This is a genomic window from Amycolatopsis vancoresmycina (assembly GCF_000716785.1).
GTDB lineage: Bacteria > Actinomycetota > Actinomycetes > Mycobacteriales > Pseudonocardiaceae > Amycolatopsis > Amycolatopsis vancoresmycina.
Window position 1 is genome coordinate 174,579 of record NZ_JNYY01000005.1, and the last position, 21,951, is coordinate 196,529.

25 protein-coding genes are annotated in these 21,951 nt (G+C 71.0%); 8 read left to right on the forward strand and 17 right to left on the reverse strand.

Annotated features, from left to right (window positions below):
• Positions 1-79: 79 nt before the first annotated feature.
• The 8 genes from OO60_RS12780 to OO60_RS12815 all read right to left on the reverse strand — a co-directional run bounded on the left by OO60_RS12780 (position 80) and on the right by OO60_RS12815 (position 8,630).
• Positions 80-1,285 carry a sensor histidine kinase gene (locus tag OO60_RS12780; RefSeq protein WP_033261409.1) on the reverse strand — a complete coding sequence of 402 codons (1,206 nt, stop codon included), beginning with the start codon at positions 1,283-1,285 and terminating at the stop codon, positions 80-82.
• Positions 1,282-1,929 carry a response regulator transcription factor gene (locus tag OO60_RS12785; RefSeq protein WP_003064044.1) on the reverse strand — a complete coding sequence of 216 codons (648 nt, stop codon included), beginning with the start codon at positions 1,927-1,929 and terminating at the stop codon, positions 1,282-1,284. The genes OO60_RS12780 and OO60_RS12785 overlap by 4 nt, the downstream gene beginning before the upstream one ends.
• 64 nt (positions 1,930-1,993) lie before the next feature.
• A complete protein-coding gene (locus OO60_RS12790; protein ID WP_003064047.1) occupies positions 1,994-3,274 on the reverse strand; it encodes a cation:proton antiporter in 1,281 nt (426 codons plus the stop codon).
• Positions 3,271-4,500: a cytochrome P450 family protein gene (locus tag OO60_RS12795; protein WP_033261410.1), complete on the reverse strand. Its 1,230-nt coding sequence runs from the start codon at positions 4,498-4,500 to the stop codon at positions 3,271-3,273. The genes OO60_RS12790 and OO60_RS12795 overlap by 4 nt, the downstream gene beginning before the upstream one ends.
• Positions 4,497-5,552, reverse strand: a complete 1,056-nt coding sequence (locus OO60_RS12800; RefSeq protein ID WP_003064053.1) for an alpha-hydroxy acid oxidase — start codon at positions 5,550-5,552, stop codon at positions 4,497-4,499. Before OO60_RS12800 ends, OO60_RS12795 begins: the two co-directional genes overlap by 4 nt.
• Positions 5,552-7,087 (reverse strand): NAD(P)-binding domain-containing protein, encoded by a 1,536-nt coding sequence (locus OO60_RS12805; protein WP_003064056.1) that lies wholly within the window; start codon positions 7,085-7,087, stop codon positions 5,552-5,554. Before OO60_RS12805 ends, OO60_RS12800 begins: the two co-directional genes overlap by 1 nt.
• A 167-nt stretch (positions 7,088-7,254) precedes the next feature.
• Positions 7,255-8,178: an aldo/keto reductase gene (locus tag OO60_RS12810; protein WP_240490619.1), complete on the reverse strand. Its 924-nt coding sequence runs from the start codon at positions 8,176-8,178 to the stop codon at positions 7,255-7,257.
• 50 nt (positions 8,179-8,228) lie between these two features.
• Positions 8,229-8,630, reverse strand: coding sequence for a MerR family transcriptional regulator (locus tag OO60_RS12815; protein WP_003064062.1), 402 nt, complete (start codon positions 8,628-8,630; stop codon positions 8,229-8,231).
• An 83-nt stretch (positions 8,631-8,713) separates the two neighbouring features.
• Here OO60_RS12815 and OO60_RS12820 point away from each other — a divergent pair, with 83 nt between their 5' ends.
• A complete protein-coding gene (locus OO60_RS12820; RefSeq protein ID WP_003064065.1) occupies positions 8,714-9,331 on the forward strand; it encodes a TetR/AcrR family transcriptional regulator in 618 nt (205 codons plus the stop codon).
• On the opposite strand, the gene OO60_RS12825 is transcribed toward OO60_RS12820, so the two are convergent.
• Genes OO60_RS12825 through OO60_RS12845 form a run of 5 tightly spaced genes read right to left on the reverse strand, consistent with a single transcriptional unit; the run spans position 9,304 to position 12,875 of the window.
• Positions 9,304-10,524 carry a hypothetical protein gene (locus OO60_RS12825; protein WP_003064068.1) on the reverse strand — a complete coding sequence of 407 codons (1,221 nt, stop codon included), beginning with the start codon at positions 10,522-10,524 and terminating at the stop codon, positions 9,304-9,306. The genes OO60_RS12820 and OO60_RS12825 overlap by 28 nt on opposite strands.
• Positions 10,521-11,105 (reverse strand): RNA polymerase sigma factor, encoded by a 585-nt coding sequence (locus OO60_RS12830; protein WP_003064071.1) that lies wholly within the window; start codon positions 11,103-11,105, stop codon positions 10,521-10,523. Before OO60_RS12830 ends, OO60_RS12825 begins: the two co-directional genes overlap by 4 nt.
• Positions 11,102-12,010, reverse strand: a complete 909-nt coding sequence (locus tag OO60_RS12835) for a pentapeptide repeat-containing protein (protein WP_051767692.1) — start codon at positions 12,008-12,010, stop codon at positions 11,102-11,104. The genes OO60_RS12830 and OO60_RS12835 overlap by 4 nt, the downstream gene beginning before the upstream one ends.
• Before the next feature lie 32 nt (positions 12,011-12,042).
• Positions 12,043-12,666, reverse strand: a complete 624-nt coding sequence (upp, locus tag OO60_RS12840; RefSeq protein ID WP_003064077.1) for a uracil phosphoribosyltransferase — start codon at positions 12,664-12,666, stop codon at positions 12,043-12,045.
• A gap of 5 nt (positions 12,667-12,671) precedes the next feature.
• Entirely contained in the window at positions 12,672-12,875 is a 204-nt protein-coding gene (locus OO60_RS12845) for a hypothetical protein (protein ID WP_003064081.1), read from the reverse strand.
• A 93-nt stretch (positions 12,876-12,968) separates the two neighbouring features.
• Between OO60_RS12845 and OO60_RS12850 the strand changes: the two genes are divergently transcribed.
• Both OO60_RS12850 and OO60_RS12855 read left to right on the forward strand, forming a co-directional pair.
• Positions 12,969-13,835: a helix-turn-helix domain-containing protein gene (locus OO60_RS12850; protein WP_003064084.1), complete on the forward strand. Its 867-nt coding sequence runs from the start codon at positions 12,969-12,971 to the stop codon at positions 13,833-13,835.
• Positions 13,832-14,014 carry a DUF397 domain-containing protein gene (locus tag OO60_RS12855; RefSeq protein WP_003064087.1) on the forward strand — a complete coding sequence of 61 codons (183 nt, stop codon included), beginning with the start codon at positions 13,832-13,834 and terminating at the stop codon, positions 14,012-14,014. Before OO60_RS12850 ends, OO60_RS12855 begins: the two co-directional genes overlap by 4 nt.
• Here the strand turns inward: OO60_RS12855 and OO60_RS12860 are convergent.
• A complete protein-coding gene (locus OO60_RS12860; protein ID WP_003064090.1) occupies positions 13,986-14,408 on the reverse strand; it encodes a protein-tyrosine phosphatase family protein in 423 nt (140 codons plus the stop codon). The two genes, OO60_RS12855 and OO60_RS12860, sit on opposite strands and share 29 nt — an antisense overlap.
• A gap of 85 nt (positions 14,409-14,493) precedes the next feature.
• Between OO60_RS12860 and OO60_RS12865 the strand changes: the two genes are divergently transcribed.
• The 4 genes from OO60_RS12865 (at position 14,494) to OO60_RS12880 (ending at position 18,459) form a co-directional block, all read left to right on the forward strand.
• A complete protein-coding gene (locus OO60_RS12865) occupies positions 14,494-15,108 on the forward strand; it encodes a DUF1707 SHOCT-like domain-containing protein (protein WP_051767693.1) in 615 nt (204 codons plus the stop codon).
• Between the two features lie 84 nt (positions 15,109-15,192).
• Positions 15,193-16,167: a deoxyribose-phosphate aldolase gene (gene deoC, locus OO60_RS12870; protein ID WP_003064096.1), complete on the forward strand. Its 975-nt coding sequence runs from the start codon at positions 15,193-15,195 to the stop codon at positions 16,165-16,167.
• A complete protein-coding gene (locus tag OO60_RS12875) occupies positions 16,167-17,600 on the forward strand; it encodes an aldehyde dehydrogenase family protein (protein ID WP_003064098.1) in 1,434 nt (477 codons plus the stop codon). Before deoC ends, OO60_RS12875 begins: the two co-directional genes overlap by 1 nt.
• Positions 17,593-18,459, forward strand: a complete 867-nt coding sequence (locus OO60_RS12880) for an aldehyde dehydrogenase family protein (protein ID WP_003064100.1) — start codon at positions 17,593-17,595, stop codon at positions 18,457-18,459. The genes OO60_RS12875 and OO60_RS12880 overlap by 8 nt, the downstream gene beginning before the upstream one ends.
• A 30-nt stretch (positions 18,460-18,489) precedes the next feature.
• Here the strand turns inward: OO60_RS12880 and OO60_RS12885 are convergent, their stop codons facing one another.
• The 3 genes from OO60_RS12885 to OO60_RS12895 all read right to left on the reverse strand — a co-directional run bounded on the left by OO60_RS12885 (position 18,490) and on the right by OO60_RS12895 (position 20,539).
• A complete protein-coding gene (locus tag OO60_RS12885) occupies positions 18,490-18,927 on the reverse strand; it encodes a VOC family protein (protein ID WP_003064102.1) in 438 nt (145 codons plus the stop codon).
• A 24-nt stretch (positions 18,928-18,951) separates the two neighbouring features.
• Positions 18,952-19,824 carry a GH12 family glycosyl hydrolase domain-containing protein gene (locus OO60_RS12890; RefSeq protein WP_003064104.1) on the reverse strand — a complete coding sequence of 291 codons (873 nt, stop codon included), beginning with the start codon at positions 19,822-19,824 and terminating at the stop codon, positions 18,952-18,954.
• Positions 19,825-19,900: 76 nt separating this feature from the next.
• Complete coding sequence (locus OO60_RS12895) at positions 19,901-20,539, reverse strand: TetR/AcrR family transcriptional regulator (RefSeq protein ID WP_003064106.1); 639 nt, start codon at positions 20,537-20,539, stop codon at positions 19,901-19,903.
• Between the two features lie 179 nt (positions 20,540-20,718).
• Here OO60_RS12895 and OO60_RS12900 point away from each other — a divergent pair, with 179 nt between their 5' ends.
• The gene (locus OO60_RS12900) at positions 20,719-21,942 is read left to right on the forward strand and encodes a cytochrome P450 (protein ID WP_033261411.1); all 1,224 of its coding nucleotides are present in this window, start codon (positions 20,719-20,721) and stop codon (positions 21,940-21,942) included.
• The last annotated feature ends 9 nt before the right edge of the window (positions 21,943-21,951 follow it).

The following is a 21,951-nucleotide window of genomic DNA, read 5'->3' on the forward strand; positions in this document are numbered from 1 at the left end:
GCGTGATCAGAGGGGCATCACCCGTGATTGGGGAGGCATCGCGCTGATGCCCCTTCAATCACGCGTGATGCCCGTGGGATCACGCGTGATTCCCCGTGGGGTCGGCGCGGAGGAGGCGGAGGGTGAATGTTGCTCCGGTTCCGGGGCGGGCGGCGGCCGCTATGGTGCCGCCGTGGCCCGTCACCACCTCGCGGACCAGGGCGAGGCCGAGGCCGAAGCGGCGGCCGTCGCCGTCGGAGCCGCGGGCGAAGCGCTCGAAGATGCGGTCCGCGTCGGCCTGGGGGAAGCCCACGCCCGTGTCGCGGACGCGCAGTTCCACGTGGTGTTCGTCCGGGACGCCGAGCCACACCTCGATCGAGCCGCCCGGCGGGGTGTGGCCGAGTGCGTTGTCCAGCAACGCCGACAGCACGCGGCGCAACGCCGTCGGCACGCCCTGGACGAGGTACGGCCGCCGCTCGCGGGTCACCGCCAGCCGGACCCGGCCCTCGCCCGCGCGCACCGCCTCCGCCGCGACCGCCTCCTCCGCGAGCACCCCCAGCTCCACCGGTACCAGCGACGGCCGTTCGCCGCACGCCTGCGCCGACAACAGCAGGTCCTCGACGACTTCGCCGAGCTCGCGCGTGCCGCGCACCAGCTGGTCGAGCTCGGCCGCGTCGCGGCCGGACGCCCGCCGGGCCAGCAGCTGCGCCCGCGTGTGCAGCCGGGTCAGCGGGGCGCGCAGCTCGTGGGACGCGTCCGCGACGAACGTCCGCTGCCGCCGCAGCGCGTCCTCCAGGGGCCGGATCGCCCGGCGCGCCAGCACCCGCCCGCTCACCAGGGCCGCCAGCAGCGCCAGCGCCTCGGCGACGCCGAGCCCGAACAGCAGCGACGCGCGGTCCTGGATCTGGTAGCGCTCCTCGAAGAACGCCTGCGAGACGACGCCACCGTGGTTCTCCACCCGGATCGTGTGGCTCATCCCGTCGATCAGCCGCCGTTCGGTGTGGACGTCGCCGGACGCCGGCACCAGCGCGTCCAGCTCGGGCAGCGGCATCCCCGGCGGCGGTGGCCCAGCGGGCGCGTGCGCGGACGGCGTGAACAGCCAGACGCAGCCGGGCGGGGTCGTGCCGGGGCCGAGCTGGATCGTCCTGGCCAGCGTCCGGTCGGCGTCGGCGTGCTGGCCGGACAGCAGCATCCCGTACGCGATCGCGCCCGCGACGGCCACCAGCAGCGACACCACGACGGCGATCTGCGCGGTGATCGCCCACCGCGCCCGCCGCAGGGCCCGCGCCTCGGGGTCGGTGCTCATACCGCGCCGATCTGGTACCCGAGGCCGTGCACGGTCCGGACGACGTCGCGGCCGAGCTTGCGCCGCAGGTAGTACACATAGGTGTCCACAATGGACTCCCCGGTCGAGTCGGCGAACACGCGCGTGCGCAGCGCCGACCGCGGGTGGATCGCCTTCGGCCGCTGCGCCAGCGTCCGGAGCAGCTCGAACTCCCGCCCGGACAGCGTGATCCGCTCGCCGCGCGGCAGCACGACCTCGTGCCGCAGCAGGTCGAGCGCCGCCGTGCCGAGCGGGAGGCTCTCGGCGCCTTCGAGGTCACGGCGGCCCAGCGCGCGCAGCCGGGCCAGCAGCTCCTCGGCCTCGAACGGCTTGACGAGGTAGTCGTCCGCCCCCGCGTCGAGCCCGGCGACGCGGTCGGCCACCTCGCCCAGCGCCGAGAGCACCAGCACCCGCGTGGTCACCGCCCGGGCCCGCAGCTGCCGGAGCAGCTCCAGGCCGTCGAGCACCGGCAGCCGCCGGTCGATGACCATCACGTCGTAGTGCCCGGTGAGCCCGAGGTGCAGGCCCCGCTGGCCGTCGTGCGCCGCGTCGGCTTCGTAGCCTTCGTCCACGAGCAGCTCCGCGAGCATGCCCGCCAGTTCGCGGTCGTCCTCGACCAGCAGCACTCGCGGTTTCGCCACCCCATCGCGCACAGATCCATACTGGCAGTGATTTTCCGAGTTTGAACACTCAACTTTTCCCGGTCAGCGGAACCGGTTCGGCCGTCAGGACTACCTCGGTGCTCCCCTTGCGGGCATCCCGGCGGTCGAGCCAGCCCAGCACCGGGGCGGTCATGATCGTGGTGACCAGCGCGACGAGCACCAGCACCGTGAACAACGCCGGCGAGACGATCCCCGCGGCGAGCCCGACGTTGAGCGCGATCAGCTGCATCAGCCCGCGCGCGTTGACGAGCACGCCGACGCGGGTCGCGATCGCCGGCGGCTCCCCCGCCAGCCGGGCCGCGCCCCAGGACGCCCCCAGCTTCCCGATGATGGCGACCACCACGCACAGCACGGCGAACGCCAGCAGCTTCGGGTCGGCCAGCAACGCGAACCGCGTGTTCAGGCCGGAGTAGGTGAAGAACAGCGGGAGGAACACGATCCGCCCGATCGGCATGATCTTCGCGAGCACGGCATCGGCGGCGGGGGTCCGGGGGAACGCGATCCCGACGCAGAACGCGCCGAACACCGCGTACAGGCCGATCTTGTCGGTGAACCAGGCGGCGGCGAACAACGTCATCGCGGTGACGAGCACCCGCTGGTCGACCCCCATGCGCTCGCTGGCCATCGCCTTCGCCAGCAGCCGCCGCCCGATGACGAACACCAGCCCGGCGAAGAGCACCCCGCCGCCCAGCGCGAGCGCCACCGGCCCGGCCGACCCGGCGTGCATGCCCAGCACGACGGCCAGCAGCAGCCACGCCAGCACGTCGTCCAGCGCACCGCAGGCCAGCGCCAGCGAGCCGAACTTCGTCGAGGCGATCCCGCGTTCGGTGATGATCCGGGCCAGCATCGGGAACGCCGTGATCGCCAGCGCCACCCCGACGAAGGCCGCCGACGTCGCCGGCGAAACGCCCTCCTTGCCGATGCCGACCCACGACGTGCCGACCACCGCGACGCCGACCCCGAGCACCAGCGGCACCAGCGTCCCGGCCGACGAGATCGCCGCGACCGACTTCCGCGACTCCCGGACGCTGCCGATGTTGAACTCGTACCCGGCGCCGAACATGTAGATGACCAGGCCGATCTGGCCGCCGACGTAGAGCAGCGAGCGGATGCCGTCCGGGAACAGCGCCGCCTGCACGCCCGGCAGCAGCAGCCCGAGCAGCGACGGGCCCAGCAGCACCCCGGAGATCATCTCGCCGACCACCGGCGGCTGGCCGAGCTTGACCGCGGCCAGGCAGACCAGCCGGACCACCACGAGGATCACCACGACGGCGAGGAAGAAGACCGGTGCCGCTTCGGACGGGCTCATCGGTTACCTCCGGCGAAGTAGGTCGAGCAGAGGGCTTTCTTGCGGGCGTCGAGCACCATGTACGTGCCGAAGACGAGCTGGGCGAGGCTGCGCCAGACGTCTTCCCAGCGGTCGCGGACCGAGATCCACACCAGCGGCACTCGCCGCCGGCGAGCTCCGCGGGGTGTCAGCAGCGCCGGGCCGCGGTTGGGGATCGAGCGCGTGTGCCCGGCCGTCGAGGCGAGGTCGAAGCGGCGCAGCACCTCCTGCGCCACGATCCGCATGGTCGGCGGCGCGAGCCCGCGGGCCGGGCAGGCCCGGTTCTGCGCGACGCCGAACGGGATGAAGTCGTCCCGTCCGGTCTGGGCGGCGAAGTCCGGGTAGCTGAAGCACAGGACCGTCCCCGCCGGGATGGTCAGGTGCGCCAGCTCGATGTCGGCGGTGGCGATCCGGTGCGCGATGCCGAACAGCGGGAACGCGCGCAGCCCGTCGTCGATGACGCCGTCGAGGTCCTCCGGGTGGGCGGCGAGCCGCCGCTGGAGGCCGTCGTCCTGCGCGATGATCATCAGCAGGTGCGCCATCGCCTCCGACATCTGCACGACGGCGGTGGTGAAGAACGTCCCCTGCAGGTAGTACGCCTGCTCCTCCGGGGTCAGGGACTCCGGCAGCGGGTGCGGGACGTCGGCGAGGCGCCGCCTGAGGTACCGCGTCAGCCGCGCCCGGCGCCGCATGTTCCGCGGCCGCACGCACTTCAGGGCCGAGACGACGTCGTCCGCGTGCGCCACGATGAGCTCCCGCGCCTCCGGCGGGCACGGTTCGTCGAAGACCAGCTCGTAGTACAGCTCGGCCCAGATCGGCATCATCTCGTCGCGCAGCCGGACGAGCCCCGGGCGGACCCCGGCCAGGACCCGGCGGGCGACGCGCCGGGTCAGGTCCTCGGAGTCCTTTTTGGACCGGACCAGGATGTGCCGGGTGCACTTGGCGACCTCGTCGTAGCGCGGTCCGGGTTCCAGGTGTTCCTGGTGCACCTCGGCACCCGGCGAGAGCCAGTACCAGAACAGGTCGGACAGCGCGGCGCCGCGGCTGCGGCCGTTCGCCGCCGGGTCGGCGTAGACGCGCCGGAAGTCGGCGACCCCGACCTGCGGACCCGGGATCGTCACCGCGTCCTGGCCGTTGACCAGCGAAAAGATCTTCATCCGCAGCGCGACGACGCGGGCGGGCAGCCAGGCGAGCGCGGTGCCGGTCATCGCCGCACCTGGTCCGGCGTCAGGTCCGCCGGCCGCCGCCCGCCGCACAGCGCGAGGGCCTGGTCGAAGTCCTCCCGCAGCAGCTCCAGGACCTGGGTGACGCCTTCGCGGCCGCCCGCGGCCAGGCCCCAGACCACCGGGCGGCCGACGCCGACCGCGTCCGCACCGAGGGCGAGCGCCTTGACGACGTCGGTGCCGCGGCGGATCCCGCCGTCCAGCAGGACCGGGACCGCCCCGCCGACCGCCGCCGCGATCTCCGGCAGCACGTCGATGGTCGCCGCCACCGTGTCGAGCTGGCGGCCGCCGTGGTTGGAGACCACGATCCCGGCGACGCCGTGGTGCACGGCCAGCCGCGCGTCTTCGGCGTGGAGCACGCCCTTGATCAGCACCGGGAGCTTGGTCTTCGACCGCAGCCAGGCGATGTGGTCCCAGTTCAGGGCCGACATGACGATGTCGCGGACGTGGCTGGCGGTGCCGCCGCTGCGGTTCTCGCCGATGTCTCGCAGGTTCTCCACGGCCAGTCCGGGCGGCAGGTCGTGGAAGGCGTTGCGGTCGTCGCGCTCGCGGCGGCCGAGCACGGGCGAGTCGACGGTGACGACGAACGCCCGCACACCGGCGTTCTCGGCCCGGCGGACGATCGCCTCGGTGAACTCGAGGTCCGGCTGCAGGTAGAGCTGGAACCACAGGCCGAGGTCCGGGGCGGCCGCGGCGATGTCCTCGATCGCCGTGGTGGCGGCCATGCTGACGATCATGATCGTGCCCGCTCGCGCCGCGGCCCGGGCGGTGGCGAGTTCGCCGTCGGGGTGCGCGAGCCGGTGGAACGCCGTGGGCGCGACCAGGATCGGCATCGACGACGGCGCCCCGAGCAGCGTCAGGCTCAGGTCGCGCTTGTCGCCGCCGCGCAGCACCCGGGGCAGCAGCCGCAGCCGCTGGAACGCGGTTTCGTTCTCCCGCAGGGTGATTTCGTCCTGCGCGCCGCCCGCGAAGTAGTCGTAGTGGGCGGGATCGAGGCGCTCGCGGGCCGCCGCCTCGAACTCCGCGATCGTCCGCATCAGAGTTCCCGGGTGAAGAAGGCGGTCAGCGGTCCGATGTGGACTTCCTGGTCCCACTCGTTCTCGAGGTTCTCGGTGACGTGGTGGGTGGCGGCGAGCTCGCCGCGGCGGTAGTGCCGGACGATCGGGTGCAGGTAGTGGCCCTCGCCGCGGTCGTTGGCCCGGTCCTGGGCGGCGCGGGCGACGAAGTCGAACGGGTCGACCTTGTCGTGGTCGGGGCCGTAGTCGAGGGTGACGACGTAGGCGTCCTCCGGCGGGTCTTCGAGGACCCGGTCGACCGGCACCTCTTCGAGGTAGCGAGCGGTGTCGCCGTCCACGACCAGGACGTCACCGAGGAAGCCGAACTGCTGGTACAGCCCGGAAGTCCGGTTGATCCGGGTGATCACCGCTTCGGTCAGCGCGTCCGGTTTGGCGGGCAGCTCGGTGTGCGGCCACGGGACGTCGTGGTGACGCTCGTTCAGCACCTTGGCCAGGGCGCGGGCGCCGTAGCGGAAGCCGTGGATGAACGCGCTGGTGGCCTTCTTGAAGTCGCGGACCTGCGTGATCGTGCCGGCGAAGTACAGGCCCGGCACGTTGACCGACTCCCAGCTCGGCGTCTGCGCCGGGAACCGGTCGTCGATGGTGAGTTCGGGGCGGCAGTCCTCGTCGAACAGCGAGGCGTCGAAGCGGAAGCCGGTGCAGCCGATCACCCGGTCGTAGCGGATTTCCTTGACGACCTCGTCGGCGCGGGCGAAGGCGAACTTGACGTGGTAGCCGTCGGCGTCCTTGCGGACTTCGCGCACCTCGCCGTCGAGGATCGCGTGCTGCAGCTTGAGCTGGTACATGTCGAGGATGCCCGCGTTGTAGGCGCGGAGGTGGCCGACGAAGTGCGTGCGCCAGGCCAGCTTCACCGGCCGCGGGCCGCCGACGTGCACGACCGCGGCCCGCTCGATCAGGTTGTCCGCGGTCTCGAAGGCGGAGTTGCCCTTGCCGAGCACCAGGACGCGCTGATCGGTGAAGCTCGCCGGGTCGACGTCGACGTCCACGTACTGGTCGATGAGCTCGACGCCGGGGAACTGCGGGATGTACGGCTTCGTCACGCCGGTGGCCATGATCAGCCGGTGCGCGCGGAATTCGGTGTCGCCCGCGGTGAGAACGAAAGTTTCGCCCTCGCGCCGGATGCGCGTCACCCGGGTGTCGTAGCGGATGGCGAGCCGGTACTTCGCCGCGTAGTCGGCGAGGTACCGGAGGAGGTTCTCGGCCTTGGGGAAGAGCTTGTCGCTGTAGTCGGTGAAGAGGACGGGATCGTCGTCGCCGTCGGCGAGGATCGAGTTCCAGTCCATCCGCATCCGCAGTTCCGGGTCGGTGTACCCGGTGTGCTTCTTGTTGATGGAGATGAGGGTCCGGTGCCGCGGGAAGGTTTCGAAGAAGTGGCCGGGCGCGGAACCGGCCTCCAGCACCAGGTACCGGTGACCGGCGCGGCCGAGGGACTGCGCCAGCTGCAGTCCCGCGGGCCCGGCCCCGACGACCAGATAATCGAGCACTTCCTCCGCCACGACGACCTCCTGGGGCTCGGCACCGACCGCATGATCGGCGCCGAGCCTGCTCCGGAGATCTCAGAAAAGGCTCAGAGAAAGTAACTTACGCACGCACGCCCCCGGTCGTGAGTGGTAAGGAGGGTTCTAACCCTCCTAAACACTCACGACAAGCCGCGGCAGACTGCTTACCGGCCGGCGGCGCGGGCGAGGCGTTCCGGGTAGCGCTCTCCCGCGACCGCGTCCGCGGGGGCCGCCGCCTCGATGGCCGCCAGATCCGAAGGCGTCAGCTCCAGCGAAGCCGCGGCCACGTTCTCCTCGAGGTACTTGCGGCGTTTCGTCCCCGGGATCGGCACCACGTCGTCACCTTGGGACTGCACCCACGCCAGCGCCAGCTGCCCCGCGGTGACGCCCTTGTCGGAGGCCAGCTTGCGCAGCGCCTCGACGATCGCGAGGTTCCGCTCGAGGTTGCCCTCGGCGAACCGCGGCAGGCCGCGGCGCATGTCGTCCGCCGGCAGGTCGGCGACCGACGTCACCGCGCCCGTCAGGAACCCGCGGCCCAGCGGCGAGAACGGGACGATCCCGATGCCCAGCTCGCGGCACGTGGAGAGGACCTCGCCTTCGATGCCGCGGGTCCACAGGGACCATTCGCTCTGCAACGCCGTCACCGGGTGCACCGCGTGCGCGGCCCGGATCGTCGCCGCGCTCGCCTCCGAAATCCCGGCGTACCGGATCTTCCCGGCCTCCACCAGCGAAGCCAGCGCGCCCCAGGTCTCCTCGATCGGCGTATCCGGGTCGACGCGGTGCTGGTAGTAGAGGTCGATGTGGTCGACACCCAGCCGCCGCAGCGACTCGTCGCACGACTGCTTCACGTACGCGGCGTCGCCGCGGGCGCCCATCGCGCCGTCGTTCCACACGATGCCGAACTTCGTCGCGAGCACGACCCCGTCGCGGCGGCCGGCGATCGCGCGGCCGACCAGTTCCTCGTTGACGCCGTTCGCGTAGACGTTCGCCGTGTCCAGCAGCGTCACGCCGAGTTCCAGCGCCCGGTGGATCGTCGCGATCGACTCGTCGTCGTTGTCGCGGACGCCGTAGGCCTGGCTCATCCCCATGCAGCCGAGCCCCTGGGCACCGACTTCCAGGCTGCCCAGCTTCCTGTTCTTCACGCGGAAATCTCCTCCATACCGGGCTCCACCCCGAGCACGTTGCGCTCGACCTGGGCGTAGTTTTCGATCTTGTAGTCGAGGATGTCGAGGCACCCCTGCAGTTCGGCGATCCGCTCGGCGACCGACCGGCGCTGTTCCACCAGCAGGGCCTTGCGGCGGCCCGCGCTCGCGACGCCGCGGCGGCGCAGCGACGCGTACTCGCGCATGCTCTTGATGGGCATGCCGGTGGTGCGCAGCTTGGTCAGGAAACCCAGCCAGTTGAGGTCGTCGTCGGAGTACGCCCGGCGGCCCGCGGTGTCACGGGCGGGCGGGTCGAGCAGTTTGATGCGCTCGTAGTACCGGAGGGTGTCGATGGACAGTCCGCTACGTCGAGCGGCTTCCGCTATCGAGTAGCTCATGCGCCGACACTACGACCTGGAGTGCACTCCAGGTCAAATCCTCACCCTCGCCTTTCGTAACACCGTTCCGATACGCTGCGTGCATGGCGCGACCACGCACGCACGACGAAGCGCTCCGGCTCAAGCTCCTCGACCGGGCCGGCGAGCTCATCGCGGCCGACGGCCCGAAGGCGCTGTCCCTGCGCAAGCTGGCCGCCGACGCCGGGACGTCGACCACCGCCGTGTACTCGCTCTTCGGCAGCAAACCCGATCTGGTCAACGCCCTCTACACCGAGGGCTTCCGCCGCTTCGGCGCCCGGATGGCCGGAACCCCGTTGACCGGCGACGCGGTCGAGGACCTCGTCACGCTCGGCCGTGCCTACCGCACGAGCGCGCTGGCCGATCCGAACCTGTACGGGATCATGTTCACCAGGTCGGTGCCCGGGTTCGAGCCGAACGAAGACGCCGAGGAGCTCGCCCGCGAGACGCTCAAGCCCCTGGAGCAGATCATCCGCCGCGCGATCGCCGACGGCGTCTTCCTCGACGTCCCCCCGGAGACGGTCGCGGTCGGCTGCTGGGCCATCGTGCACGGCCTGGTGTCCCTGGAACTGACCGGCAACCTGCCGGAGGAGTTCGACGTCACGGCGTCGTACGAGGCCGCCCTGCGCGCGAACGCCACCGGCTGGCTGCGGCCTCAGAACAGCGGCAGCATCCCGTCGTAGACGACGTTGCCCTGCGCGTCCCACGCCTTGACGTGCCCCTTCGCGTCCGGCTTGAGCCTGCTCACCGGAAGCCAGACGGCGAACATCCCGTCGGTGACCAGCGTGTCGGCGCCGTTCCCGCCGCCGTAGTCGACGATCACGCTGACCGCGCTGGACGGCACCACCGCCGCGAACGGCGTCCGCGGCCGGCTCTGGCCGCCGCCTTCGGTCGCGCCCAGGGTGTCGACGACGAGGGCGCGGGCGGGCACCGCCGGACCCGCGTAGAAGTCGGGGTACGCGCGGGATCGCGGTCCGCCGGGCCCCGGCTCGGTCGTGCACGCGATCACCCGGTCGCCGAGGCGCCCGAGCACGATCCGGTAGCCCTGTTCCTCCAGCAACGGGCCGGCCCGGTAGGCCGCGGCGTCCGCGATCACCTCGTCGGCCCCGGCCAGGCAGTCGCCCAGCGCCCGGCCCGCGGCCGACGTCCGGTCGGCGTCCGCCGGGCGGTCGGTGACCGAGAGCAGGGGCGGCGGCGCCTTCGGCAGGACGGGCATCGGCCGGGTGCCCGACCCGTCCCCGATGGCCAGTACCGCCTTCGCCGGGGCCGTGCCGGTGAACGCCACGAACTGACGGCTGGCCGGCGAGAAGTCCAGGCCCGACGCACCCATCTTCTTGGAGAAGCTCGCCTGCGGCCAGGCCGGGTCGACGACCCCGGCGGCCAGCCCGGTTGCGCTCTGCAGCAGCAGCCCGGACCGGCTTCCCGGCGCGTACGCGGGCGCGGCCGCCGGGTCCGACACCGTCACCGTCGTCTCGGTGACCTCGCAGAACATCGGCTTCCCGGCGGCGGTGGCCGCGACGACCGAGTCGGTGCCGAGCGTGTCCGTGAACAGGGGCACCCAGTCGGCGCGGTCCGGCACGCGGCCGGTTTTTCCCGCCGTCCGCACGGCCGCCCAGCAGCGGTCGAGGGCCGCGGTCGCCAGTTTCGCGTCGAGCGTCAGCCCGGTGCTCGTCGCGGGCGGGGCCTCGGCAGGCTGCCGGAACTGCCGCGTCACGACGACCGCGCCCGCGGCCAGGACCAGCACGGCGGCCGCGGCGGCGTACCACACGTGCCCGGTCCGCCGGGGTTTCCCGAGGCCGGCGCGGACCTCGGCGCGCAGCCGGTCGCGGACGTCGTCCGGCAGGGCGCGCCGGGGCGGGAGATCTCGCAGGCTCATTTTTCCTCCAGCAGCGTGCGCAGCCGGGCGCGGGCCCGGGACAGGTGGGCGCGGACAGTGACCTCGGCGACCGACAGCAGCGCCGCGGCATCGGCGGCACTCAGGTCGCCGAGCAGGCACAGCTCGACGACCTCCCGCTGCGCCTTCGGCAGCGTCCGGACGGCGGCGACGACCTCGCGCAGCCGCCGCTCGCCGTCGAGCCGCTCGGCGACGGCGTCGGCGTGGTCGGACACCACCGGCGCGTCCGGGATCTTCCGGAGCAGGCGCAGCCGCCGTTTCGCGCCGCGGTGTTCGTCTCGGGCCGCGTTGCCGGCGACGGTGTAGAGCCACGGCAGCGCACTGTCGCGCACCAGCGCCACGTCGGCGCGGCGGCGCCAGGCGATGAGGAAGGTGTGCGAGGTGAGGTCCTCGGCCGCGGCCCACGAGCCGGTCAGCCGGTAGGCGTGGTTCCAGACGGCCTCGGCGTGCCGTTCGAAGAGCTCACCGAAGGCGGCTTCGTCGCCTCCGGACGCCCGGTCCCACAGTGCTCGATCGCCGAGTGCCCGGTCGCCCACCGGCGTCCCCGTCGCTTGGTTGGTCACACCCCTTCGTGGCCGCCATCGGCCGGTTTGTTGCGTTGCACGTCCGCCAGGTCGAGCTCTTCGTGTTCGCCGTCCTCGAAGGCGGCGCCCTCGTCGAAGGTGGTGTGGGAGAACTGGAAACGGCCGCCCGAGCGGATCCGCGTGAAGCGGGCGTCCTCGGCGAAGTGCGCGTAGGAGAAGAACGCCCCCTCGTCGAAGATCGACCGGTCGAAGTTCGCGGTGCTGGTGAACTCCGCGCCGTAGAACCCGGCCCGGCGGGTGAAGCGCGAACCGCGGATGTGGACCGCGCCGACGAATCGCGCGCGGCTGAAGTCCGCGGCGGCCAGGGTGCAGCCGCTCAGCCGGAAGTCGACGAGCACGGCCCGCTGCAGGTCGACCGACATCCCCGGCCAGTAGCCGGGTTCGTCGTGGCTCAGGTGCGTTTTGAGCAGTTCCTGCGCGGCCAGGCGGACCAGCAGCTCGGGATCGGTGTCCTCACCGAGTTCGGCGCCGGTGCGGCCGCGGAGGCCGGTGTCCGGGGCCTTGAACGGCATCCGCAGGTACGCGCACAGCACGTTGACGATCGACTGCCGGTGCTTCGGGTTGTCCTGCCCGAGCCGTTCTAGGGCGTACAGCCCGCCGAGCCGGACGGGCGCCTTGTCGCTGCCGAGCTGCTCGACGGACTTCGTGTACAGCTCGGTGACCCGGCGCTCCTCCAGGTCCAGCGTCGTCTCGGCCAGCTGGAGTTCGAGGGTGCGCTGGCGGCGGGTCGCCAGCCAGAGCGCGAACGCCCCGCCGGCGCCCGCGCCGACCCCGAACGCCGTCTTGACCGCGTCGATCCGGACCGGCGCGTCGGGCCGTCCGGACCAGGCCAGGAACAGCCAGAGCAGGGTCGCGGTGACGGCCGCGACCGCGACGGCGGTCACGGCGATCCACCGCCACTTGAGGACGGGCAAGGCTAGACGGCGCCGTACTGGCGGTCGCCGGCGTCGCCGAGGCCCGGGACGATGAAGCCCGAGTCGTTGAGGCGCTCGTCGACGCTCGCCGTGACGACGCGCACCGGCAGGCCGGTCTTCTCCAGGTGCGCCAGGCCCTCCGGGGCGGCCAGCGCGCAGATCGCGGTGACGTCGTCGGCACCGCGGTCGGTCAGCAGCCGGATCGTGTACTCCATCGAGCCGCCGGTGGCGAGCATCGGGTCGAGCACCAGGACGGGCCGGTCGGCGAGCGATTCCGGCAGTGATTCGAGGTACGGAGTCGGCTTGAGCGTCTCCTCGTCGCGCGCGAGGCCGACGAAGCCCATCTGCGCGTCCGGGATCAGCTTGTGCGCCTGGTCGGCCATGCCCAGCCCGGCCCGCAGCACGGGAACCAGCAGCGGCGGCTTGGCCAGGCGGTAGCCGTCGGTGCGGGCGACGGGCGTGTGGATCTTCTCGACCTTGACGGGCACGTCCCGCGTGGCTTCGTAGACCAGCATGACGGTCAGCTCGTGCAGCGCGGCCCGGAACGCGGCGCTGTCGGTGCGCGCGTCGCGCATCGTGGAGAGCCGGGCCTTCGCGAGGGGGTGGTCGACGACGTGCACATCCATGCGGGTCAATCTAGCCGGTGGGTCAGGTCGGCGTCCCTTCTCAGTTCGTAGAGGTTGACGGCCTCGAAGAAGTGCCCGACGACCGGCGCGAGCCGCTCGCTCGGCCACTCGGGCAGGTCGTCGGTGTACTCGCCCGGTTCGATCGCGACGGTCAGCTTCCAGTTCGCGTAGATCCCGTTGAGCGTCCAGGTCTTGCTTTTCTTGAGCATGCCCAACCCTGGTTTCTTGCCACGGACGCACGCAACTGATCGACCGGGTGAGCGATCTTCCTTGCCGCACTGGCAAGCGGCGAAGGTGTGCGCATGGCCAAGAACAAGCGGGTGTCGGTGCGGCAGCGGAGGGTCTCGGCGGAGCTGAGGACGTTGCGGGTGGCGGCGGGCCTGACCTGCCTGGACGTGGCGACGGCGCTGGACTGTTCGGAGAGCAAGATCAGCCGGATGGAGACGGGGGATCGCGGGCTGTACGCGGATGACGTGTCGGCGATCCTGGGGCTGCTGCGCGTGCCGGCGGCGAAGCGGACGGAGCTGTTGGCGCTGGTCAGGGAGGGTGAGGAGCGGAACTGGCACGAGATCCATGGCAAGTTGCCGCCGAACTGGAAGGAGCTCATGCGCTTCGAGAGCGAGGCCACCTCCATCCAGAACTACGAACCGCTTCTCATCCCCGGCCTGGCGCAGGTCCCCGATTACTCCCGCACGATCATCCAGGGTGCGAGCCCCAAGCTTTCCGAAGCCGAAGTCGATACCTTGGTCGCCACCCGGATGACTCGCCAGATCATCTTCAGCCGCCGCCCCGCGCCACGAATCCACCTAATCCTGGACGAGACGGTGCTCACCCGGCCCGTATGCAAGGCGGAGGTCATGCGAGCTCAGCTGCGCCATCTGCTCGGATTGGCCGAGCGCACCAATGTTGCGATTCAGATCGTGCCGTTCCGTGCCGGGCCGCACCCTGGCCTGGATGGACCATTCGTGATTCTCGACTTCGACGAAAACCCACCCGTCAGCTACATGGCAAGCTGCGGAACCAGCAGTTTCCTGGAGGAACCTCAGCATCTCGAGCGTGTTAGGCTTGCCTGGCAAGGCATCCGCGCCGTCGCGCTGTCACCCGAAGAGTCGTTAAGGCTCGTTGCCAGTGCGCTTGGCGAGCTGACCGGCCAGGAGGAAGTTCCATGATCGACCAGGGCTCCTGGCGCAAGAGCAGCTACAGCGGCAGCGATGCCAACTGTGTCGAGGTGTCCTCCACTTCCACCACCGTCGGCGTGCGGGACACCAAGGACCGCGAGGGCGGCCACCTCACCATCCCCGCCTCCGCGTGGACCGCCTTCATCCACTCTGCCGGGCGAACCAGCTGACCCAGCGTCGCTGCCAGGGCGTCTCGACCGCCCGTTCGTGGTAGTGCTCGCGCACCCACGCGACCGCCTCCCCCACCGGCACCCCCGAGAGGGTCGCCAGGCAGGCCATGACCGTCCCGGTCCGCCCGGCACCGCCGTAGCAGGCGACCTCGACCGTCTCCGTCTTCGCCCGTTCGTGGAGGGCGATGATCTGCCCGCGCGCTTCCGCGGGCCTGACCGGCAGCAGGAAGTCCGGCCACGTCACCCACTCGTGCGGCCACGAAATACCCCCGCCGTGCTTGCGCCGCAACCGGCTCGTCCCCAGGTAGAGCCCGAAATCGGGCGCGGGACCATCGGGGCGTGGGCGGGCCAGCCCCCGCCCCTCGACGCGGGTGCCGTCCGGGAACTCGACCATCCGCCCAGTGTCCTCCGGAAGATGGACACGCACAGTGGTTTTCGCCGATAAGCTACGCCGGGTGAGCGAACTGACGCCCGACCAGATGCGGGCTTCCGACGCGGACCGTGAACGCGTCGCCCAGGTGCTGCACAACGCCCTCGCGGAGGGGCGCATCACGGTCAACGAGCTGGAAGAGCGGCTCACCACGGTCTACGCGGCGAAAACCCTCGGCGAGCTGAAGCCGGTGACGGCCGACCTCCCCACTTCTTCCGCGGCGATCGAACCGGCCACCACCCGCGCCCTGGGCTTCCCGGACCAGCGCATCGGCGGCCACCCGGGCTCCCCCGTGTCGATCGGCGTGCTCTCCGGCGCGGTCCGCAAGGGCAGCTGGGTCCTCCCGCCCCAGCACAACAGCCTCGCGTTCTGGGGCGGCGCGGAGATCGACCTCCGCCAGGCCCGGTTCGCGGACAAGCACAGCACGATCACCGCGGTCGCGATCATGGGCGGCATCCAGATCACGGTCCCGGACGACATCAACGTGGACGTCACGGGCATCGGCCTGATGGGCGGGTTCGTCCTGGAGGACAAGTCGGGCGCACCCCCGGCCCCGCCGACGGCACCCACGGTGAAGATCAACGGCCTGGCGTTCTGGGGCGGGGTCGTCGTGTACCGGAAACCCGCGAAACGACCCGAGCCGCCGCAGATCGAGGGGTCCTGACCACGGTTTTGTGACGCGTCCCGCACTCAGCGTCACACCCAACGGGGGCTCGCACTGTCGGACCCGCCGCCTAGACTCAGGCCCATGACAGCCACGACCAGCACGTCAGCGGCGCCGGCCACCCCGGCACCGCTGGTGGACGCGACTCGCGACGACGCGAGCCTGCGCCGCTTCCTGCTCGGGCTGCCCGGTGTCGACCAGGTCGGCGTCGAGCAGCGCGCGGCGGGCCTCGGCACGCGCAGCATCAAGAAGGACGCCAAGCGGTGGGCCATCGACACCGCCATCTCCATGGTCGACCTGACCACCCTGGAGGGCGCCGACACCCGGGGCAAGGTCCGGGCGCTGGCCGCGAAGGCCGTCCGGCCCGATCCCGAGCGGCAGGACACCCCGCGCGTCGCCGCCGTCTGCGTGTACCCGGACATGGTCGCCACCGCCGTCGAAGCGCTCAAAGGCAGCGGGGTCCACGTCGCGAGCGTCGCCACCGGCTTCCCCGCCGGGCGCACCAGCCTCGAGATCAAGCTGGCCGACACCAAGATCGCCGTCGACGCGGGCGCGCACGAGGTTGACATGGTGATCGACCGCGGTGCCTTCCTCGAAGGCCGGTACATGGCCGTCTTCGAGGAGATCCAGGCCGTCAAGGCCGCCTGCGGCGACGCCCACCTGAAGGTCATCCTCGAAACCGGCGAGCTGGCGACCTACGACAACGTACGGCGCGCGTCGTGGCTGGCGCTGCTGGCCGGTGGCGACTTCATCAAGACGTCCACCGGCAAGGTGTCCCCCGCCGCGACGCTGCCGGTCACGCACATCATGCTGCAGGCCGTCCACGACTGGCATGGGCAGACCGGCGAGCTGCGCGGGGTCAAGCCCGCCGGCGGCATCCGGACGACCAAGGACGCGATCAAGTACCTGGTCGCGGTGCACGAGGTCGCCGGCGAGCAGTGGCTGACCCCGGACCTGTTCCGCTTCGGCGCGTCCAGCCTGCTCAACGACCTGCTGCTGCAGCGCCGCACCCAGGTGGACGGCCACTACAGCGGCCCCGACTACGTGACGGTGGACTGATGCCCGTTTTCGAATACGCGCCCGCTCCGGAATCCCGGGCCATCGCGAACCTGAAGGACTCCTACAAGCCGTTCGTCAACGGCGAATTCGTCGACGGCTCGGGTGAGCCGCTGAAGACGATCAACCCGGCCACCGAAGAGGTCCTGGCCGAGGTCGGCACGGCGTCGAAGTCCGATGTGGACACCGCGGTCAAGGCCGCGCGCAAGGCGTACACGAGCGTCTGGTCGAAGATGCCGGGCACCGAGCGCGCGAAGTACCTCTTCCGCCTCGCGCGGCTGATCCAGGAGCGCTCGCGCGAGCTCGCCGTGCTGGAGAGCCTCGACAACGGCAAGCCGATCAAGGAGTCGCGCGACTCCGACGTCCCGACCGCGGCCGCGCACTTCTTCTACCACGCGGGCTGGGCCGACAAGCTGGAGTACGCGGGCTACGGGCCGGACCCGCGTCCGCTGGGCGTGGCCGGCCAGATCATCCCGTGGAACTTCCCGCTGCTGATGCTGGCCTGGAAGATCGCCCCGGCGCTGGCCACCGGCAACACCGTGGTCCTCAAGCCGGCCGAGACGACGCCGCTGACCGCGCTGGTCTTCGCCGAGATCTGCCAGCAGGCCGAGCTGCCGCCGGGCGTGGTGAACATCCTGCCGGGCGCGGGCGACATCGGTGCGTCCATCGTGGAGCACGCCGGCATCGACAAGATCGCGTTCACCGGCTCGACCGAGGTCGGCAAGGCGATCCAGCGCCAGGTCGCGGGCACGCCGAAGAAGCTGACCCTCGAACTGGGCGGCAAGGCGGCGAACATCGTGTTCGAGGACGCGCCGCTCGACCAGGCCGTCGAAGGAATCGTCAACGGCATCTTCTTCAACCAGGGCCACGTCTGCTGCGCGGGCTCGCGTCTGCTGGTCCAGGAGTCCGTCGCCGAAGAGGTCCTCGAAAAGCTGCGCTACCGCGTCTCGACGCTGCGCATCGGCGACCCGCTGGACAAGAACACCGACATCGGCGCGATCAACTCGGCCGAGCAGCTGGCGAAGATCCGCGGGCTCGTCGAATCGGGCGACGCCGAAGGCGCGGAGCGCTGGACCAGCCCGTGCCCGGTGCCGGACCGCGGGTTCTTCTTCGCCCCGACGGTGTTCGCGAACGTCCACCAGTCGATGCGGATCGCGCGCGAGGAGATCTTCGGCCCGGTGCTGTCGGTGCTGACGTTCCGCACGCCGGACGAGGCCGTGGCGAAGGCGAACAACACGCCGTACGGGCTTTCGGCGGGCATCTGGACCGAAAAGGGCTCCCGGATCCTGTGGATGGCGAACCAGCTGCGCGCCGGCGTGGTCTGGGCCAACACCTTCAACCGCTTCGACCCCGCCGCCCCGTTCGGCGGCTACCAGGAATCCGGCTTCGGGCGCGAAGGCGGCCGCACCGGGCTGGAGGCGTACCTGAATGTCTGACCGCATCTCCGTCGCCAAGACGTACAAGCTGTACCTCGGCGGCAAGTTCCCGCGCTCGGAGTCCGGCCGGGTGTACCCGGTGACCGACAGCAAGGGCAAGTTCCTGGCGAACGCGGCGCACGCGTCCCGCAAGGACGTCCGCGACGCGGTGGTCGCCGCGCGCAAGGCGTTCCCGGGCTGGTCCGCCGCCACGGCCTACAACCGCGGCCAGGTCCTCTACCGCGTGGCCGAGGTCCTCGAAGGCCGCCGCGACCAGTTCATCGCCGAGGTGTCGGCGTCGGAGGGCCTGGCGGCGAAGAAGGCCGAGTCCATTGTGGACGCGGCGATCGACCGCTGGGTGTGGTACGCGGGCTGGACGGACAAGATCGCCACGGTCCTCGGCGCGGCCAACCCGGTGGCGGGCCCGTACTTCTCGTTCACGGTCCCGGAGCCGACCGGCGTGGTGGGCGTCCTGGCGCCGCAGTCGTCGTCGCTGCTGGGCCTGGTCGAGGTGCTGGCCCCGGTCCTGGCCACCGGCTCGACGGCAGTGGTGGTCTCCAGCGCGGAGCGCCCGCTGCCGGCGATCACGCTGTCGGAGGTCCTGGCCACGTCCGACGTCCCGGGCGGGGTGGCGAACATCCTCACCGGCCGGGCTGCGGAACTCGGCCCCTGGCTGGCGTCCCACGGAGACGTCAACGCGCTGGACCCGACGGGAGCGGCCCCGGCGGACCGCGTCGAGCTGGCCCGCGAAGCGGCGAACACGGTGAAGCGGGTCCTGACGGTCCCGGAAGCCGAGCCGGACTGGACGACGGCCCCGGACCTCACGCGCCTGCGGCGCTACCTGGAGGCCAAGACGGTCTGGCACCCCCTGGGCGTCTGAGCCGACGAGCTGGCGGCCGTCACCCGGCCGTCAGCTCTTCTTCAGCTCCTGGGCGAGCATCACGATGATGCCGCTGGGGCCGCGGACGTAGGTGAGCTTGTAGACGTCCTCGTACGTCGCCACACCGCGTAGCGGGTGGCAGCCGTGCCTCGCGGCGATCTCGAGGGCGGCGTCGATGTCGTCGACGGAGAAGGCGACGCGGTGCATGCCGATCTCGTGGGGGCGCGTGGGCGTCGTCTCGATCGCCTCGGGGTGGATGTACTCGAAGAGCTCGAGGCGACCTTGCCCGTCCGGCGTCTGCAGCATGGCGATCTTGGCGTGGTTGCCGTCCAGGCCGACGGCCGTGTCAGTCCACTCGCCGCTGACCGTGTCCCGGCCGAGGACCGTGAGCCCCAGGTCGGTGAAGAAGGCGATCGTCGCTTCGAGGTCGCGGACGGCGATGCCGACGTTCTCCAGTTTGATGGCCATGCGCGGCATGCTACCGAGCGGGAGCTAGCTCATCGTCACCGAGAAGTCCGACAGCGTGAACCGCGCCTTGCCGCCGCCGGTCGAGCAGAACTCGATCCCGTAGCCGATCTGGTTGATCGTCGGGTTCGCCGGGATCAGCCCCTTGGCGATCGCCCAGCCGATCATCGCCTTGAGGTCCACGCTGCCCGAATACTGCGCCGACCGGGACACGAACGCCACGTACCCCTCGTCGTCCGCCCAGACGTCGTAGGTCGCGCCGCCGGCCGTGTACGTCGACAGCTTGTCGCCCGAGGGGACCTGCTTGTTGTTCTCCGTCCACACCATGAGCTCGCTGACGCCCTTGCCGTCGCCGACGCCGTTCAGCCAGAGGTCGTATGCCACGTCGTAGACACCGGTGCCCGGGCCGCGGCCGGCGAAGGTCGATTTGATCACCGAATAGTCGTTGACCGGCTTGCCGTTCTGGTTGTTGATGTCCTTGTGCACGTTCGGATAGGTTTTCACCGACGTCGAATCGGGTTGGGTGGACTCGACGTACCAGTTGTCGTACGCGCACGCCCGCAACGTTTCCGGGCCCGCCTCCCCGGCGTTCCACATGTTGTTGTGGACGTAGTAGCCGCCGTCGGACCAGCCGCCGTCGGGGTCGCTCGTGGTGAACTCCGGGGTGCGGCAGCTCCGCACCGGCGTGGCCGACGGCGGCGCCGGAGCGGCCGAAGGTGCAGGTCGCGACGATGACGAAGGCGCGGGCGAGGAAGCGGACGAGGAAGGCGGCGACGCAGGCGCCGCCGAAGAAGCCGAGGGCGGCAGCGGCACCGGCGCGACCGCCGCCACGCCGTCGACCGGCTTGCCGCCACACCCGGCGACCACCGGAAAGGAAATCGCCAACAACACGGTCAGCATTCTTCGTCGCATTTTCCCGCCCGCAGCTGCAATTCCGGCAGAACGAGGCGGAACCCTAACACGAAAAGCCGCGGATTCAGTCCGGGTCGAGGTCACCGGACGTGATCGGCCGCCCGGGCAGCGCCGAACCCGGCCGCGCGCTGAGGCCATCGATCATGATGCCGACGCACCGGCGCGCCGCCATCTCGGCGACCTCCGGCGACTTCGCGCGCATCTGGCGCAGCAGCGTCGCGAACAGGATCGCGATGTCGCCCGCACCGACGTCGTCGCGGAGCTTGCCTTCGGCCTTGGCGCCGTCGACGAAGCCGTCGAGCACCGACAGGATCTCGTCGCGCAGCCGCCGGACCTCCGGGTCGCTCTTGAGGATCACCAGCGCCCGGTGCGACACCATCGCCAGCTGCACGCTCAGCTGCAGCTCCACCGACTGCCGCAGCAGCCGCTCGAGCGCGCGCCACGACGACGTCTCCTCCTCGGCGATCACGCGCGCGTCGATCAGCACCCGCTCGAAGTTGTCCATCGCGACGGCCCGGACCAGCGCGTCGCGGTCCGGGAACCGGCGGTAGAGCGTGCCGACGCCGACGCCGGCCGCGCGGGCGATCTCCTCCATCGGCACCTCGGGACCGGACATGGCGAAGATGTTCTTCGCCGCGGCGAGGATCTGGTCGCGGTTGCGCCGCGCGTCCGCCCGCAGGGTGGTCTCGGGGTCTGCCGTCATGCCGTTCGCCTTCCGCTGAATCGCGCGGGGTGATTCTCGCATGGCCACGAGGCCACGCACTGCCTCCTCAACCGGGTAGCGAGCACCTAGTGGACGACTTCCTTCCGCTTCGGTACCTTGGACCAGAGAACCGGAATGTAATCCTCCGCATACTTTCCGTCCGATTTAGGGGGTCCGAAATGACTGAATTGGCCGAGCCCGCCACGCGGGACGAGACCTTCCCGCTGACCCGCACCTGCCCGTTCGCCCCGCCGCCGGCCTACGAGGAACTGCGCGACGCCGGACCGGTCCAGCGCGTCCGGCTGCAGTCGGGCCAGGAGGCGTGGGCGGTGACGCGGCTCGAGGACGTCCGGCAGATGCTGACCGACCCGCGGTTCAGCTCCGACCGCTTCAACCCCGGTTTCCCGGTCCTCTTCAGGTCGGGGCGGCCGCAGCGGCGCAGCAACTTCACGCCGTCGCTGATCAACATGGACCCCCCGGAGCACGGCGCGGCCCGGCGCGAGGTCGTCGGCGAGTTCACCGTCAAGCGGATGAAGGCCCTGCAGCCGCGGATCCAGCAGATCGTCGACGAGCACATCGACGCGATCCTGGCCGGCCCGAAGCCCGCCGACCTGGTGTCGGCGCTGTCGCTGCCGGTGCCGTCGCTGGTGATCTGCGAGCTGCTCGGCGTCCCCTACGCCGACCACGACTTCTTCCAGGTGCGCAGCTCGACGCTGCTCAACCGGGAGGCCGACCCGGAGACCCGGACGCAGGCCGTCGACGAGCTGCAGGAGTACCTCGATCGGCTGGTGAGCACCAAGGAAGCCGACCCGACCGACGACCTGCTCGGCCGCCAGATCCTCAAGCAGCGCGAAGAGCACGGCGAGGTCGCGCACGACGAGCTCGTCTCGATGGCGTTCCTGCTGCTCATCGCCGGGCACGAGACGACGGCGAACATGATCTCGCTCGGCACCGTCGCGCTGCTGGAGAACCCGGACCAGCTCGCGATCATCAAGAACGACCCCGGCAAGACCCTCGACGCCGTCGAGGAGCTGCTGCGGTACTTCACCATTGCCGAGTTCGCGACCTCGCGCGTCGCCACCGAGGACGTCGAGATCGGCGGCCAGCTGATCCGCGAAGGCGAGGGCGTGCTGGGGCTGAGCTACTCCGGCAACCGCGACGAAGCCGCGTTCGAGAACGCCGACGAGCTCGACCTCGAGCGCGGCGCGCGCCACCACGTCGCCTTCGGCTTCGGCCCGCACCAGTGCCTCGGCCAGAACCTGGCCCGGATGGAGCTGCAGATCGTCTTCGACACGCTGTTCCGCCGCATCCCGGAGCTCAAGCTGGCCGCGCCGGTGGACCAGCTGCCGTTCAAGCACGATTCGTCGATCTTCGGCCTCTACTGCCTGCCCGTGACCTGGTGAAGGGGGACG

Coding starts and splice junctions, on each gene's coding strand:
- OO60_RS12780 (WP_033261409.1), bottom strand. CDS start 1,285: ATGAGCACCGACCCCGAGGCGCGGGCCCTGCGGCGGGCGCGGTGGGCG.
- OO60_RS12790 (WP_003064047.1), bottom strand. CDS start 3,274: ATGAGCCCGTCCGAAGCGGCACCGGTCTTCTTCCTCGCCGTCGTGGTG.
- OO60_RS12795 (WP_033261410.1), bottom strand. CDS start 4,500: ATGACCGGCACCGCGCTCGCCTGGCTGCCCGCCCGCGTCGTCGCGCTG.
- OO60_RS12800 (WP_003064053.1), bottom strand. CDS start 5,552: ATGCGGACGATCGCGGAGTTCGAGGCGGCGGCCCGCGAGCGCCTCGAT.
- OO60_RS12810 (WP_240490619.1), bottom strand. CDS start 8,178: ATGGGGATGAGCCAGGCCTACGGCGTCCGCGACAACGACGACGAGTCG.
- OO60_RS12815 (WP_003064062.1), bottom strand. CDS start 8,630: ATGAGCTACTCGATAGCGGAAGCCGCTCGACGTAGCGGACTGTCCATC.
- OO60_RS12820 (WP_003064065.1), top strand. CDS start 8,714: ATGGCGCGACCACGCACGCACGACGAAGCGCTCCGGCTCAAGCTCCTC.
- OO60_RS12825 (WP_003064068.1), bottom strand. CDS start 10,524: ATGAGCCTGCGAGATCTCCCGCCCCGGCGCGCCCTGCCGGACGACGTC.
- upp (WP_003064077.1), bottom strand. CDS start 12,666: ATGGATGTGCACGTCGTCGACCACCCCCTCGCGAAGGCCCGGCTCTCC.
- OO60_RS12845 (WP_003064081.1), bottom strand. CDS start 12,875: ATGCTCAAGAAAAGCAAGACCTGGACGCTCAACGGGATCTACGCGAAC.
- OO60_RS12850 (WP_003064084.1), top strand. CDS start 12,969: ATGGCCAAGAACAAGCGGGTGTCGGTGCGGCAGCGGAGGGTCTCGGCG.
- OO60_RS12855 (WP_003064087.1), top strand. CDS start 13,832: ATGATCGACCAGGGCTCCTGGCGCAAGAGCAGCTACAGCGGCAGCGAT.
- OO60_RS12860 (WP_003064090.1), bottom strand. CDS start 14,408: ATGGTCGAGTTCCCGGACGGCACCCGCGTCGAGGGGCGGGGGCTGGCC.
- OO60_RS12865 (WP_051767693.1), top strand. CDS start 14,494: ATGCGGGCTTCCGACGCGGACCGTGAACGCGTCGCCCAGGTGCTGCAC.
- deoC (WP_003064096.1), top strand. CDS start 15,193: ATGACAGCCACGACCAGCACGTCAGCGGCGCCGGCCACCCCGGCACCG.
- OO60_RS12875 (WP_003064098.1), top strand. CDS start 16,167: ATGCCCGTTTTCGAATACGCGCCCGCTCCGGAATCCCGGGCCATCGCG.
- OO60_RS12880 (WP_003064100.1), top strand. CDS start 17,593: ATGTCTGACCGCATCTCCGTCGCCAAGACGTACAAGCTGTACCTCGGC.
- OO60_RS12885 (WP_003064102.1), bottom strand. CDS start 18,927: ATGGCCATCAAACTGGAGAACGTCGGCATCGCCGTCCGCGACCTCGAA.
- OO60_RS12890 (WP_003064104.1), bottom strand. CDS start 19,824: ATGCTGACCGTGTTGTTGGCGATTTCCTTTCCGGTGGTCGCCGGGTGT.
- OO60_RS12895 (WP_003064106.1), bottom strand. CDS start 20,539: ATGACGGCAGACCCCGAGACCACCCTGCGGGCGGACGCGCGGCGCAAC.
- OO60_RS12900 (WP_033261411.1), top strand. CDS start 20,719: ATGACTGAATTGGCCGAGCCCGCCACGCGGGACGAGACCTTCCCGCTG.